The sequence below is a fragment of the Pseudarthrobacter sp. Pseusp20 genome, assembly GCF_059492155.1.
Genome location: NZ_CP168521.1, coordinates 1788868 through 1803200, shown reverse-complemented (window position 1 = coordinate 1803200; position 14333 = coordinate 1788868). Strand labels below are relative to the sequence as shown.

Here is a 14333-nt window from a genome sequence, read left to right as displayed (position 1 = left end):
ACGGTCCCAGGTCCTACAGACCCAGTTCGCGGGCGATCAGCATCAACTGGACCTCCGTGGTGCCCTCCCCGACTTCAAGGATCTTGGAATCGCGGTAGTGGCGCGCCACGGTGAACTCGTTGATGAAGCCATAGCCGCCGAATACCTGGGTGGCATCCCGCGCGTTGTCCATGGCCGCCTCGCCTGCGACCATCTTAGCGATGGCCGCCTGGGTCTTGAACGGCTTGCCGGCAAGCATCCGGAAGGCCGCGTCGTAGTACGCCAGGCGGGCGGTGTGGGCCCGGGCTTCCATGCGGGCGATCTTGAACGAAATGGCCTGGTACTTGCCGATGTTCTGCCCGAAGGCGCTGCGTTCCCTCGCATATTTGACCGAGAGGTCCACACAACCCTGGGCTGCGCCGGTGGCCAGCGCCGCAATGGCGATCCGGCCCTCGTCCAGGATGGACAGGAAGTTGGCGTAGCCGCGGCCTTCCACGCCCAGCAGGTTCGCTTCCGGGACGCGGACATCCTTCAGCGTCAGGGGGTGCGTGTCCGATGCGTTCCAGCCCACCTTGTTGTACGGCTTTTCCGCCTTGAAGCCGGGAGTGTCGGTGGGCACCAAGATGGTGGAGATGTCTTTTTTGACGGTGCCGTCCCCGCGTTCCTGCTGCCCGGTTACGGCAGTGACAGTGACCAGCCGGGTGATGTCCGTTCCGGAGTTGGTGATGAACTCCTTGGTGCCGTTGATGACCCAGTTGCCGTCTTCGCGCCGGGCGTGGGTCTTGGTCCCGCCCGCGTCCGACCCGGCCTCGGGCTCGGTAAGTCCAAAGCCTGCGAGCGCCTGGCCGGACGCCAGCATGGGCAGCCACTGCTGTTTCTGCGCGTCCGTGCCGAAGCGGTAGACGGGCATGGCCCCGAGGGACACCCCGGCCTCCAGCGTGATGGCGACGGACTGGTCCACCCGGCCGAGCTGTTCCAGGGCGAGGGCCAGTGCGAAGTAGTCCCCGCCCATGCCGCCGTATTCCTCGGGGAACGGCAGCCCGAAAAGGCCCATCTCGGCCATCTGCTTCACCACTTCGTACGGGAAGCTGTGCTCTTCGTCGTGCTTGGCGGAGACCGGGGCCACCACGTTGTCCGCGAAATCGCGCACGGTGTCGCTGAGGTCCCGGTATTCCTCGGTCAGTTCAAAACCGGTCATGGTCAGGCTCCTTCGCCTTGGATTGCAGCTGCGTCTGTTGCTGTTTCTGTGCTGTCTGTTTTTACGCCGGTGGCAGCGGGATGGATGGTGGCCAGCACCTGGTCGGCCTTCACCAGGTCACCGGTACGGGTGGCCAGGTGGACCGTCCCGGCCAGCGGGGCCACCAGGTGGTGCTCCATCTTCATGGCCTCCACGGAAACCAGGACTTCCCCGGCCTGGACGGCGTCCCCGTCGGCCACCGGGACGGCCACGACCGTCCCGGGCATCGGCGAGCGCACCTCCGGGTCGGCCGCCCCTTCCTGCCGCTGGATGGCGGCCAGCACGCGTTCCAGCCGCGCCTCCCGGGTCAGTACGTCCAGGCGGCAGGACCAGCCGTCGTTGCCGAGGTAGAGCTGTGTGGGGCCGTCGGGCACCGCGTTATCCCACGGTTGGACGGCAGCCCCTGTGGAGTCCGCAGCCAGCCGGTAGCCGTGGTGCTGGCCATCGAGGTCAAGTTCGAGGCCTTGCCGGCTGGACCACTGCAGGGCGGCCGGATGCTGCGGACCGCCGTTGACGGCGACCACGGCTCCGGCTCCCCCATTGGGACTGCCGCCGACCTGCACGGTGGCCACACCGCCGTCGGGCGTTCCCAGGCTGATCCGGCGTGATGCCGCTGCGCCGAGCCGCCAGCCATTCCTGCCCTGCCACGGCCCGCGCCCGGGGCCGGGGCCGGGGGTGTTCTGTGCTTGCAGCGACAGGACGAACAGCGCGGCGGCCACCAGTTCGGGGTTCCCGATGCGCCGGAATTCCAGTCCGGGCAGCTTCCGTTCGATCAGCCCGGTGTCCAGGTGCCCTGCCTTGACGTCGGAGTCGTTGACCAGGAGCCGCAGGTACTCGACGTTGGTCTCGATGCCCAGTGCCGTGTAGCCGGCCAGGGCACCATCCAGGGCGGCCAGGGCGGCGGCACGGTCCCCGGCCCAGGCGATCACCTTGGACACCATGGGGTCGTAGTGCGCCGACAGTTCCAGGCCTTCCACCAGCGAGGAGTCCACCCGTACCCGCCCCTGGGTGCCGGCGGGCAGTTCGTCGAGCATCAGCACGGTCCCGGTGGACGGGAGGAAGTTCTTTTGGGGCACCTCAGCGTAGACCCTTGCCTCCACGGCGTGGCCGGAAAGCTCCACGTCCGCCTGGCGGACGGTCAGCTCCCCGCCCGCTGCGATCCGCACCTGCCATTCCACCAGGTCGATGCCCGTGACCATTTCGGTGACGGGGTGTTCCACCTGCAGCCTGGTGTTCATCTCCATGAAGAAGAACTCGTCCGGCGCGTCATCGGAGACCAGGAACTCCACGGTCCCGGCGCCCACGTAGTTCACGCTGCGGGCCGCGTTGCAGGCGGCCTCGCCAATCCGGTCGCGCACTTCGGGGCCGTTGGGCAGGCCCTCGAGCAGGGGCGACGGGGCTTCCTCGATGACTTTCTGGTGCCGCCGCTGGAGGGAGCATTCGCGCTCGCCGAGGTGGATGACGTTGCCGTGGCTGTCCGCCAGCACCTGCACCTCGATGTGCCTCGGGGTGGTCACCAGGCGCTCCAGGAACAGGGTGTCGTCGCCGAATGCGGCGGCGGCGACGCGCCGGGCCGTGGCCAGGGCGGCGGGCAGGTCCGCCTGGTTTTCGACGGCGTGCATCCCCTTGCCGCCGCCGCCCGCGGACGGCTTGATGAGGAGCGGAAAGCCGACGGCGGCAGCAGCCTCCATCAGTTCGCTGTCCGTCATGCCGGGCTTGGCAATGCCGGGGACGACGGGCACGCCGTACCCCGCCACGTGGTTCTTGGCGCGGATCTTGTCACCCATGACGTTCAGCGCTTCAACGCCCGGGCCAATGAACGTGATGCCGGCCTTTTCCAGGGCCCTGGCGAAGTCCACGTTCTCGCTCAGGAAGCCGTAGCCGGGGTGTACCGCTTCCGCCCCGGACTGCCGGCACGCGTCCACGATGGCGTCCGCGTTCAGGTAGCTTTCGGTTGCAACGGCGGGGCCGATCCGCACGGAGGCATCGGCTTCGCGCACGTGCCGGGCGCCGGCGTCGGCATCGCTGTAGACGGCGACCGAACGGATGCCCAGCTGCCGCAGCGTCCGAATGACGCGGCAGGCGATTTCGCCGCGGTTGGCCACCAGCACGGTGCCGAAGAGGGGCTTGCCGTCGGCCGTTGCGGTGGGGACTTCCCCGGTTGTAGCTGTGTTGGTTTGCATGGTCATTGCTGGCTCACATCCGGAAGAGGCCGAAGGAGGTCTCCGGCAGGGGGGTGCGGGAGACGACGTCGAGCGCCAGGCCCAGGACGGTTCGGGTATCGGCGGGATCGATGACGGCGTCGTCCCACAACCGTGCAGTGGAGTAGTAGGGGCTGCCCTGGTCCTCGTACTGCTGCCGGATGGGCGCTTTGAACGCTTCCTCGTCATCGGCCGGCCAGTCCTCCCCCGCCGCTTCATACTGGTCCCGCTTAACGGTGGCCAGCACGCTGGCGGCCTGGTTGCCGCCCATCACCGAGATCCGGGCAGCAGGCCACATCCACAGGAACCTCGGCGAGTAGGCACGGCCGCACATGGAGTAGTTGCCGGCACCAAAGGAGCCGCCGATCACCACGGTCAGCTTGGGGACCCGCGCGGTGGCAACGGCCGTCACCATCTTGGCGCCGTTCTTGGCGATGCCGCCCTGCTCGGCGTCCCTGCCCACCATGAAGCCGGAGATGTTCTGCAGGAACAGCAGGGGGATACCGCGCTGGTCGCACAGTTCAATGAAGTGCGCGCCCTTGAGCGACGACTCGCTGAACAGGACGCCGTTGTTGGCCACGATTCCCACCGGGTGCCCGTGGATCCGGGCGAAACCTGTGACCAGCGTGGTGCCGTAGTCCTTCTTGAACTCATGGAACCTGCTGCCGTCCACCAGCCGGGCAATCACCTCGTGGACGTCGTAGGGAGCATTGACGTCCGTGGGCACCGCACCATAGAGCCCGTCCGGGTCCACGGCGGGTTCGACGGCGGCCTCCACCTGCCAGGCGGGCGCGGCGGGAGGCGGCAGGGTGGAGACGATGTCCCTGACGATCTGCAGGGCGTGCTCGTCATTTTCGGCCAGGTGGTCCGTCACACCCGAGACCCGGGAGTGCACCTCGCCCCCACCGAGTTCCTCGGCCGTCACGATTTCCCCGATGGCCGCCTTCACCAGCGGCGGTCCGCCCAGGAAGATGGTGCCCTGGTTCCGGACGATGACGGTTTCGTCGCTCATGGCGGGGACATAGGCGCCGCCGGCCGTGCAGGACCCCATCACGGCAGCGATCTGTGGAATTTTGGCGGCTGAGAGACGCGCCTGGTTGTAGAAGATCCGGCCAAAGTGGTCCCTGTCCGGGAAGACCTCGTCCTGCTTGGGCAGGAAGGCCCCGCCCGAATCCACCAGGTAGATGCAGGGCAGGCCGTTCTCCAGCGCGACCTCCTGGGCGCGGAGGTGCTTCTTCACGGTCATGGGGTAGTACGTGCCGCCCTTGACGGTGGCGTCGTTGGAGATGACCAGGACCTGCCGGCCGTGCACCAGGCCGATGCCGGCGATGACTCCGGCACCGGGTGCGTCATCGCCGTACATGCCGTTGGCGGCCAGCGGTGCGATCTCCAGGAACGGGCTGCCCGCGTCCAGCAACTGGTCGATGCGGTCCCGCGGCAGGAGCTTGCCGCGGGCCACGTGCCGCTCGCGCGACTTCCGGGGCCCGCCCAACGCTGCATCCGCCAGCCTCTTCCGCAGTTCGCCGGCGAGCGACAACTGCGCTTCCCGGTTGGCGCGGAAGGACTCGCTTGCGGGATCAAGCCGGGTGGCCAGGGTCTCCATCGACGGTCCGTCCTAAGGGTGGGCCAAGCCGGCCCAAGCCAACTCGGTTAGTGACTAATAACTGAAATTCAGGTTAGTCTCGATTAACTGTGATGTCCAACACACTGCTGCCTTGCTAGAATCTGCGGGGTCCAAGGAGGAAAAGTGCGCAGCAATACAGTGCAGCCGGCCCCTGCCACCCAGCCCGTTCCCACAACCCAGTCCGCTCCCACAACCCAGCGCGGCAAGGCCAAGGAGAACCGGCGGCAGGCTTTGCTGTCCGCCGCGGCCTCGTTGTTCGCGCTGAATGGCTTCAACCGCGTTTCGCTGGAGGACCTCGGCGCGGCGGCAGGCGTCAGCGGCCCTGCGGTCTACCGCCACTTTCCCGGCAAGCAGGCCGTCCTGGCCGACCTCCTGGTCACCGTGAGCCAGGAATTGCTGGACGGCGGGCGGCGGGTGGCGCAGAGCACGCCCAATCCCCTGGCTGCCCTGCGCCAACTGGTGGAATTCCAGGTGGATTTCGCGCTCGGAAAACCGGACGTAATCCGGGTGCAGGACCGTGACTTCAGCAACTTGTCGGAGCAGGACCAGTCCGCGGTGCGTACCCTGCAGCGCAGCTACGTGGAGGTCTGGGTGGACATCCTGGGCAAGGTGCACCCCGGCATCGGTGCGGCTGAACTGCGCATGCGGGCCCACGCGACATTCGGCCTGATCAACTCCACGCCGCACTCCGTCCGGCGCCACGGCACCGGATTGGCGGCCGGGGTTGCCCGCCCCCTGCTTGAACGGATGGCACTGGCAGCCCTGATGGTGGACAGCGCACCTACAGCCGAACGGGGCGCCTAGTCCCCCGGTCAGACCATCGTGAGGACCATTCCCGGCTCGGCAAGGATCGCTCCGACGTCGGCCAGGAACCGGGACCCCTGTTCGCCGTCCACCAGGCGGTGGTCAAAGGACAGGCTCAGCGTGAGCACCTGCCGCAGTGCCACCTCGCCCTTGTACTCCCACGGCATGGTCCGCACCGCACCCAGGCCCAGGATCGCCGCCTCCCCCGGGTTGAGGATGGGGGTACCCGCGTCGATGCCAAATACGCCGATGTTGGTAATGGAGATGGTACCGCCGGACAGGTCAGCGGGCTGGGTCTTGCCAGCCCTGGCGGTTTCCGCGAGCGCTGTCAGCGCCTGGGCAAGCTGCGGGAGCGCCATGGCGTCGGCGTCCTTGATGTTGGGGACCATCAGTCCGCGGGGTGTGGCGGCGGCAATGCCCAGGTTCACGTAGTTGAAGGTGACGATCTCCTGGTTGTCCTGGTCCCAGCGGGAATTCAGCGCCGGGTTCCGCCGCACGGCCACCAGGACGGCCTTGGCAGCGAGCGTCAACGGGGTGAGCCTGATTCCGGAGAACTCCCTGCTGTTCTTGAGTTTCGCCAGCAACTCAAGGCTGGGCGTGACATCCACGGTGAGGAATTCGGTGGCGTGCGGAGCGGTGAAGGCGCTCTGCACCATCGCCGCCGCGGTGAACTTGCGCACGCCCTTGATGGGAGTCCGGGTCTCCCGCTCCGCCGGCCGGGTTCCACCGGCTACCGGCACGGGTCCGGCCGGCGGCGCAGCAGGCTCGCCCTCGTGCCCTGCAAAGTCCTGGACGTCCTCCCGCGTGATCAGCCCGCCGGGACCTGTGCCGTGCACCTGCGCGAGGTCAACTCCCAGGTCTTTGGCCAGTTTGCGGACGGGAGGCGTGGACCGGGGTCGCTCGGCAGGCTGGACATGGCCAACCTGGATATCGGCAACCTGGACATCGGCAACCTGGACATCGGCAGGCCGGGCGGGCTCAACCACCGGCGCCAGGTTCCCGGAAGCCTCCACCGGGGCGAAGTTCCGCGGCCGCCGCGTTGGCCGGCCGGAACCTTCGACGACGGCGCCGTACCCCACCAGGTTGGGTTCCCGTTTCGGCGTCTCCCCTGCGCTTGGAGCTTCCGGGGGTGCTGCCTCCCCCATCCCCGGCGAAAAGGCGCCGGGCGCCTGCGCAGGTGACGCACCGGCGTCGTCCGCCACCTCGAAGGAGACGATCGGCTTGCCCACCTCCACCACGGAACCCGGCTGTTCGTGGAGTTCCTTGATGACGCCGGCAAACGGCGACGGGAGCTCCACCACGGCCTTGGCGGTTTCCACTTCGGCGATGACCTGGTTCAGGCTGACGGTGTCGCCAACGGCCACTTTCCAGCTGAGGATTTCGGACTCCGTGAGTCCTTCACCCAGGTCGGGGAGCCGGAATTCCTTGATCATGGTGGCGCTCATCCTTCCAGCCCGCTCAGGGAATTGGGGCGGCCCAGGGCGCGGTCCACGCCATCGAGGATGCGGTCCAGGCCCGGCAGGTGGTGCATTTCCAGCTTGGAGTACGGGTAGGGAATGTCGAACCCGGTCACCCTCACCGGAGCGGCCTCCAGATGGTAGAAGCAGCGCTCCGTAATGCTGGCCGCCACTTCCGCGCCCAGCCCGCCGGATTGTGCGGCCTCGTGCGTCACCACCAGGCGCCCGGTCTTCCGCACGGACGCCACCACGGGCTCATAGTCCACGGGCGCCAGCGAGCGCAGGTCGATGACTTCAATGGAGATGCCTTCGTCCGCCGCGGCGGAGGCGGCATCCAGGGCTGTCTTGACCAGGGGCCCGTAGGCCACCAACGTGACGTCGCTGCCGTCGGTCAGCACGCGTGCCTTGTCCATGGGCAGGGCGGAACTCGGGTCCACGGACTCGTCAACTTCGCCTTTGTCGTGGTAGCGGCGCTTGGGTTCGAAGTACAGCACGGGGTCGTCGCAGGCGATGGCCTGCTGGATCACGGTGTATGCGTCCTGCGGGTTGGCCACGGTCACCACCCGAAGCCCTGAGGTGTGGGTGAAGTAGGCTTCCGGGGATTCGGAGTGGTGTTCCGGCGAGCCGATGCCGCCGCCGAACGGCACCCTGATGGTGATGGGCATCCTGACCGCCCCGCGGGTGCGGTAGTGGAGTTTTGCCACCTGGCTGACGATTTGGTCGAACGCCGGGTAGATGAAGCCGTCGAACTGGATCTCCACCACGGGCCGGTAGCCGCGGTAGGCCAGGCCTACGGCGGTGCCCACGATGGCGGACTCCGCGAGCGGGGTGTCCACCACCCGGTGCTTGCCGAAGTCTTTTTGCAGGCCGTCCGTCACCCGGAAGACGCCGCCCAGGGCGCCGATGTCCTCGCCGAGGAGGACCACCTTGGAGTCGTTTTCCAGCGACTTGCGCAGCCCTGCATTGATGGCACGGGCAAAGGTCAACTGGGTCATCAGCGTGCACCTTCCTTGGAAACGGCTCCGTCGGGGTCACCGAAGGACGCCAGGTAACGGGCGTAATGCTCCTGCTGGCGTTCCAGCCAGGAATTGGGCGTGCTGTAGACGTGCTTGAAGATGTCCATGGGCTGGGGGTCCGGCATGGTGGTGCATCCTCGGCGCATCTCCGATGCAACGGCATCGGCTTTGTCCTTGACCTGCTGCTGCAGCTCCGCGGTCAGGATTCCCTTCCGGTCCAGGAGGCCGGCCAGCCGGGAGATGGGGTCCTTGGCGGCCCAGTCCTCCAGTTCATTGGCGTCCCGGTAACGGGTGGGATCGTCGGCGGTGGTGTGCGGGCCCATGCGGTAGCTGACGGCCTCGATGAAGGTGGGGCCGCCGCCGCGACGGGCCCGGTCCAGTGCCAGCCGGGTGGCAGCCATGACCGCCAGGACATCGTTTCCGTCCACCCGCAGGCTTGGGATGCCGAAACCCGTGGCCCGGTCCGCGAGCTGGATGTGGGTCTGCAGCCGTACGGGCTCGGAGATGGCCCAGTGGTTGTTGGTGCAGAAAAACACCACCGGGGCCTGGAAGCTGGCGGCGAACACCATGGCCTCGTTCAGGTCGCCCTCACTGGTGGCACCGTCCCCGAAGTAGGTAACGGCCACGGCGTCGGCGCCGTCATTCTGGATCCCCATAGCGTAGCCCGTGGCGTGCAGGGTCTGGGCGCCGATGATGATCTGCGGCGTTGCCATGTTGATGCTGTACGGGTCCCAGCCGCCGGAGGCGTTCCCCCGCCACACCCGGAGGAGGTCGGTCAGGTCAACACCGCGGCAGTACGCCACTCCGTTCTCGCGGTAGCTGGAGAACACGAAGTCGTCCGCCCGCAACGCCCTTCCGGACCCTATCTGGGCTGCCTCCTGGCCCAGGAGCGGGGGCCACAGGGCCAGTTCACCCTGCCGCTGCAGGGCCGTGGCCTCCACATCGATCCGGCGGATGACGGTCATGTCCTCGAAGAGGGAGCACAACTGATCGTCGGTAATGTCCCGGACCCAGAAATCAAACTCCGGGTGGCTGATGCGCTCACCTGACGGGGTGATCAGCTGGAGGAGATCCGGTCCGGCTTCGCCGGGGGTTTTCGTGCTTTCGGGGGTTTTTGCGCCGCCAGGGCCCGTTTCGTCTGTAGACACGATTGCCGCAACCTTCGTACGTCGTTGACCCGTGGTTTGCGGACTTTTGGCCCTGCCGCCACCGGCCTTCCGGGCGTCATTGCCCCAGATACTGTGACCCTACTCACAATGCCCAACGGGTACAACCACTGCGGCGCTTATTGAGCAGGATGCCCTGTCTGGAGAGCTGGCACCGTGCTAGCGTTGCGCATTATGCGAGCTTTGGATGGCACTGACACCCGCCTGTTGTCGGCACTCGCGCAGGATCCCCGCCGCACCGTGGTGGCCCTCGCGCAGAAGCTGGGTCTGTCCCGCAATACCGTCCAGGCGCGCATGGCCCAGCTGGAAAAGAAGCACGTCTTCCTGTCCTTTGAACGGCGCATCAATCCCGTGGCCCTGGGGTATCCGCTCATGGCTTTCATCTCCGTCCACGTGCAACAGCAGAGGCTCGGGCAGCTGGCGGAGGACATTGCCGCCATCCCCGAGGTGCTGGAAGGTTACGGGCTGACAGGATCAGCGGACCTGCTGCTGCGCGTGGTGGCCAGGGACGCAGAGGATCTCTTCCGTATCAACGGCAAGATCCTGGCCTGTGATGGCGTGGAGCGGGCTGACACCGCCCTGGCGATGGGTGAGTTGATCCCCTTCCGGGTGCAGCCCCTGCTGGACCGCGGCACGGAGGGCGCATAGCGCAGGCACCGGACCTTTCGCGCGGCGCTGCACGCACGACGGCGGGGGCAGGGTTATAGGCTGGATTCCGTCATATGCCGGGCCGGGAGAGGCCCGGGCCAGTACGCCGGCGCCACAGCGCCTGTCAGACGAGAGGCCTCCCTTTTGAGCAGTCCCCAGGATCCGTACCGGCAGGGCCGGGCGGGCTACACGCCACAGCAGTTTCCAGCACTGCCGGAGCAGCCCGCCCCGTTCGGCCTCCCGGGGGAACCGCCCCGGCAGCGGAGCCGGCGGAGGCTGTGGATCATCCTTGGCAGCATCGGCGGGGTGCTGCTCCTGGTGATCCTCGGCGTCGTCATCCTGGTGAACGTGGTGGGAAGCGCCACCAACCAGGCCAGGGGCCTGGCGGACGGCTTCACCAGGAAAGTCATCGCCGGCGACACCTCCCGCGCCTATGACGAATACCTTGACCCGGCCCTGCAGAAGCAGCTTTCCAAGGAGGCCTTCATCTCAGGGGTGAAGAGCCTGGAGATGGACAGTTCCTGCCAGCCCGCCTACAACGAGCTCAAGGTGGCCACCGACAACGGGATGAAGTCGGCCGAGGTAGTGGGCCAGATCAGCTGCACCGGCAAGAAGGTGGACCTCGCCTACCGCTTCGAAGGCACGGACCGGCTGCTGATGACCAACATCAAACTGCGGCCGGCAGCCTAGCCGGACGGCCGGCGCCCCGGGCAGCGCGGCACCGATCGGGAAAGTGGAAAGGGTACTGATCTTTTTACCCATCCATGCGCGGCCATGATCCGAATCGCTTCCGAGGGTCCCGACCAGGGGCCTGTTTATCCGGCGGGAACTGCTGCCCGCCCTATCGGAAGGAACCGGCCATGCGCAACTCACCCAACCGCCTCGTCGCCACCGTTTTCGGAGCCGTCTACCTGCTGGTGGGCCTCCTGGGCTTCGCTGTCACGTCCGGCGTCGGTTTCGCCGCCACCGAAGGCGCGAACCTCATCATCTTCGAAGTCAATCCGCTGCACAACGTCATCCACCTGGCCATCGGCGCCGCGCTGCTCTTCGCCGGGCTTCGCGGAACGGCCACCGCCCGAACCGTGAACGCCACGGTAGGCGCCGTCTACCTCCTGGTGGGCATCGTGGGTCTGTTCCTGCTCAACTCGCCGCTGAACATCATCGCCCTGAACGGCGCCGACAACGTCCTGCACCTCGCCAGCGCCGTACTCCTCCTCGGCGTGGGCCTGTCGCTGGACAAGTCCCCGGCCACCGCAAGGGCTTAGCCGTGGCGGTCCCGGTACCGGTCCGGCCGATGGCGCCGGACCAGCCAGGCCTGCAGGCGGGCAGTGCTGTTCGACTCGTCACCGGGTTTGCGGGCTTTGGTGCGGGATCGGTCAACCTCGCCATTTCGTCCAGTATCTTTTCGGCAGCAGCGGGACCTGCGGCCACCCCAGCGGTTGCCGCAGGTGTTGCGGCCGGGGCCTGGGGGCTGATGCTGCTCGCCGCTGCCGTGGTGTTCCTGGCAAGGGACCGGCTGCCGGGCGGCCGGAAGTCGCGGTATGTGCTGGCCGGTGCAGCCGCCGTCCACCTGGCCGCGATGGCATCACCTCCCGTTGCCGGCCCGGCCTCGGGCCTCAGCCTGACCCACCTTTCGGCGTTGCTGCTCACGCTGATGATCCTCGCGTCGCTCGGGTGGCTCCAGCGCGAACGGCAGCACCGCGAACCGCGGGTTCCGTCCGCAGGGGCCGGAGGGCGGCCGGGCCGGCTGTTGCTGGGAGCTTTCGCCGGCGCCGTCCTGGTGGCAGGGATTGCGACGCCGGGCCTCGCCGCCTCGACGGCCGGCCAGTACGCCGTCCCGCACGGCGGGCACGGGAACCCGGCGCCGGGCGGCCACCACCAGCACTGAATCCCCCCTTCCGGTAAACCGCGCGGGGGGCGGCAAACGCAAAGAGCCTCCAGGCCGCGGTATGCGGCTGGAGGCTCTTCGCTGTCATGCCGACGCTGCCGGCATATCCACCAGTGGCCAGCCAGTCAGTGGTCCGGCTGTCAGTGGTCCACGGCCTTTTCGGCTCCGATGCCCGTGAGCGAGCGGACTTCCATTTCCGCCTGCTTCGCGGGGTCTTCCGTCCTCTTGTCCAGGGTGGTGCCCAGCCAGCCCAGGAAGAAGGCCAGCGGAATGGACACAATGCCCGGGTTGCTGAGCGGGAAGAGGGCGAAGTTGGCCCCGGGGATCATTGAGGTCTTCGCACCGGAAACCACCGGGGAGAACACGATGAGCAGGATCGCCGCGGCCAGGCCGCCGTACATGCTCCACACGGCGCCCTGGGTGGTGAACTTCCGCCAGAACAGCGAGTAGATGATGGTGGGCAGGTTGGCTGAAGCGGCGACGGCGAAGGCCAGCGCCACCAGGAAGGCAACGTTCTGGCCGTTGGCGAAGATACCGCCCAGGATGGCCAGGATGCCGATTACCACCACGGTGCGCCGGGCCACCCGGACTTCAGTCGCCGCGTCGGCCTTGCCCTTGGCGATGACGTTGGCGTAGATGTCATGCGCAAAGGATGCGGCAGCCGTGATGGTCAGGCCTGCCACCACCGCCAGGATGGTGGCGAAGGCGACAGCGGAGATGAAGCCGAGCAGCAGCGGCCCGCCCAGGTGGAAGGCCAGCAGCGGGGCGGCAGCGTTGACGCCGCCCGGGGCGCCCTTGATGGTGTCCGGACCCACCAGGGCCGCAGCACCGTAGCCCAGCACCAGGGTGAACAGGTAGAACAGGCCGATCAGCCAGATGGACCAGACCACGGACTTGCGCGCTTCCTTGGCCGTGGGCACCGTGTAGAAGCGCATCAGGACGTGCGGCAGGGCTGCCGTGCCCAGGACCAGCGCCAGGCCCAGGGACATGAAGTCCAGCTTGGAGGTCTCGGTCTTGCCGTACTGCAGGCCCGGGTTGAGCACGGCCGGGTTGTTGGCCGTCTCCACCGCGCCGCCCAGCAGGGCGGAAAGGTTGAAGCCGTAGATGGCCAGGACCCACAGGGTCATGACTGCGGCGCCTGCGATCAGCAGCATGGCTTTGATGATCTGGACCCAGGTGGTGCCCTTCATGCCGCCGATCAGGACGTACATGATCATGAGGGCGCCGACGACGACGATCACCAGCGCCTGGCCGCCCCAGTCGCTGATGCCCAGCAGGAGCGAAATCAGGCTTCCCGCACCGGCCATCTGGGCCAGCAGGTAGAAGAAGCAGACGGCCAGGGTGGAGATGGCGGCCGCGATCCGCACCGGGCGCTGCTTCAGCCGGAAGGAGAGCACATCGGCCATGGTGAACTTGCCGGTGTTGCGCAGCAGTTCGGCCACCAGCAGCAGCGCCACCAGCCAGGCCACCAGGAAGCCGATGGAGTACATGAAGCCGTCATAGCCGTTGATGGCGATGGCACCGGTGATGCCCAGGAAGGATGCTGCCGACAGGTAGTCGCCGGCGATGGCGGTGCCGTTCTGCGAGCCCGTGAACGAACGCCCGGCGGCGTAGTAGTCGGCGGCAGTTTTGTTGTTGCGGCTGGCGCGGAACACGATCACCATGGTCACGGCCACGAACAGGCCGAAGATGCCCATGTTCAAAAGGGTGGTTTCCTTGAGGGCGGCAACGTCCACCGCGGCTGGGATTGCGATCATTTGTTGGCTCCGCCCACTCGGTTTCCATTCTTATCGAATTCGTGGCCCTCGATCTCATGCCTGATTTCCGAGGCGATGGGGTCCAGTTTCCGGTTCGAGTAGTGGACGTACCAGCCGGTGATGGCAAAGGTCGAGATGAACTGGAGCAGGCCCAGGATCAGGCCCACGTTGATGTTGCCCCAGACCTTGGTGGACATGAACCCCACCGCGTAGTCGGCGAGCAGAACATAGGCGAAGTACCACAGCAGGAAGGCCACTGCCATGGGGAAGACAAAGCTGCGGTGACGCCTGCGCAATTCCTGGAACTGCCCCGTCGACTGGACCTGCTCGAAGTCCACGGACGCCGCTGCGTCCGGAGTATGGGCATCATTACCCATGATTCCTCCTCATTGAGTTGCCGGTACACACCGGGCGGCAGGCCCTGGGACGAAGGCCCCGGGCTGGGGCTTCGGACAGGGACACTGCGCAGAGGCACTGCACAGGAACACCGCAGATGTGACACCAATCACTCTGCCGCTGCCGGCCTGCCCGTTCCAGAACTTCGCCGCCCACGGTC

Annotated in this window: 13 protein-coding genes; 5 read left to right on the top strand and 8 right to left on the bottom strand. The window is 67.1% G+C overall.

Going from position 1 to position 14333, the window contains the following annotated elements; translation table 11 throughout:
* Positions 1-13 precede the first annotated feature (13 nt).
* From ACEN9K_RS08365 to ACEN9K_RS08355, 3 genes are read right to left on the bottom strand one after another with little or no spacing between them, the layout of a single operon-like run.
* Positions 14-1177 carry an acyl-CoA dehydrogenase family protein gene (locus ACEN9K_RS08365; RefSeq protein ID WP_018771673.1) on the bottom strand — a complete coding sequence of 388 codons (1164 nt, stop codon included), beginning with the start codon at positions 1175-1177 and terminating at the stop codon, positions 14-16.
* Positions 1178-1179: 2 nt separating this feature from the next.
* Positions 1180-3405, bottom strand: a complete 2226-nt coding sequence (locus tag ACEN9K_RS08360; RefSeq protein ID WP_495635535.1) for an acetyl/propionyl/methylcrotonyl-CoA carboxylase subunit alpha — start codon at positions 3403-3405, stop codon at positions 1180-1182.
* A 7-nt stretch (positions 3406-3412) separates the two neighbouring features.
* On the bottom strand, positions 3413-5020 hold the full coding sequence (locus ACEN9K_RS08355; RefSeq protein WP_134164477.1) for a carboxyl transferase domain-containing protein: 1608 nt from the start codon (positions 5018-5020) through the stop codon (positions 3413-3415).
* 144 nt (positions 5021-5164) lie between these two features.
* Between ACEN9K_RS08355 and ACEN9K_RS08350 the strand changes: the two genes are divergently transcribed.
* Positions 5165-5845, top strand: coding sequence for an SACE_7040 family transcriptional regulator (locus ACEN9K_RS08350; RefSeq protein WP_082581696.1), 681 nt, complete (start codon positions 5165-5167; stop codon positions 5843-5845).
* An 8-nt stretch (positions 5846-5853) separates the two neighbouring features.
* Here ACEN9K_RS08350 and ACEN9K_RS08345 read toward each other — a convergent pair whose 3' ends face one another.
* From ACEN9K_RS08345 to pdhA, 3 genes are read right to left on the bottom strand one after another with little or no spacing between them, the layout of a single operon-like run.
* Positions 5854-7290, bottom strand: a complete 1437-nt coding sequence (locus ACEN9K_RS08345) for a dihydrolipoamide acetyltransferase family protein (protein ID WP_495635534.1) — start codon at positions 7288-7290, stop codon at positions 5854-5856.
* The gene (locus tag ACEN9K_RS08340) at positions 7287-8297 is read right to left on the bottom strand and encodes an alpha-ketoacid dehydrogenase subunit beta (RefSeq protein ID WP_018771669.1); all 1011 of its coding nucleotides are present in this window, start codon (positions 8295-8297) and stop codon (positions 7287-7289) included. The genes ACEN9K_RS08345 and ACEN9K_RS08340 overlap by 4 nt, the downstream gene beginning before the upstream one ends.
* Entirely contained in the window at positions 8297-9466 is a 1170-nt protein-coding gene (gene pdhA, locus ACEN9K_RS08335; RefSeq protein WP_056389949.1) for a pyruvate dehydrogenase (acetyl-transferring) E1 component subunit alpha, read from the bottom strand. The genes ACEN9K_RS08340 and pdhA overlap by 1 nt, the downstream gene beginning before the upstream one ends.
* 192 nt (positions 9467-9658) lie before the next feature.
* On the opposite strand from pdhA, the gene ACEN9K_RS08330 reads away from it, so the two are divergent.
* From ACEN9K_RS08330 to ACEN9K_RS08315, 4 genes are all read left to right on the top strand, one after another.
* A complete protein-coding gene (locus ACEN9K_RS08330; protein WP_018771667.1) occupies positions 9659-10132 on the top strand; it encodes an Lrp/AsnC family transcriptional regulator in 474 nt (157 codons plus the stop codon).
* Between the two features lie 144 nt (positions 10133-10276).
* Entirely contained in the window at positions 10277-10822 is a 546-nt protein-coding gene (locus ACEN9K_RS08325; protein ID WP_018771666.1) for a hypothetical protein, read from the top strand.
* A gap of 170 nt (positions 10823-10992) precedes the next feature.
* The gene (locus ACEN9K_RS08320; protein WP_056389952.1) at positions 10993-11397 is read left to right on the top strand and encodes a DUF4383 domain-containing protein; all 405 of its coding nucleotides are present in this window, start codon (positions 10993-10995) and stop codon (positions 11395-11397) included.
* A gap of 2 nt (positions 11398-11399) precedes the next feature.
* Complete coding sequence (locus ACEN9K_RS08315) at positions 11400-12020, top strand: hypothetical protein (protein WP_196804799.1); 621 nt, start codon at positions 11400-11402, stop codon at positions 12018-12020.
* A 140-nt stretch (positions 12021-12160) separates the two neighbouring features.
* Here ACEN9K_RS08315 and ACEN9K_RS08310 read toward each other — a convergent pair whose 3' ends face one another.
* Together ACEN9K_RS08310 and ACEN9K_RS08305 are read right to left on the bottom strand one after the other, a co-directional pair.
* On the bottom strand, positions 12161-13777 hold the full coding sequence (locus ACEN9K_RS08310; protein WP_018771663.1) for a monocarboxylic acid transporter: 1617 nt from the start codon (positions 13775-13777) through the stop codon (positions 12161-12163).
* Entirely contained in the window at positions 13774-14154 is a 381-nt protein-coding gene (locus ACEN9K_RS08305) for a DUF485 domain-containing protein (RefSeq protein WP_056389964.1), read from the bottom strand. Before ACEN9K_RS08305 ends, ACEN9K_RS08310 begins: the two co-directional genes overlap by 4 nt.
* Positions 14155-14333 lie beyond the last annotated feature (179 nt).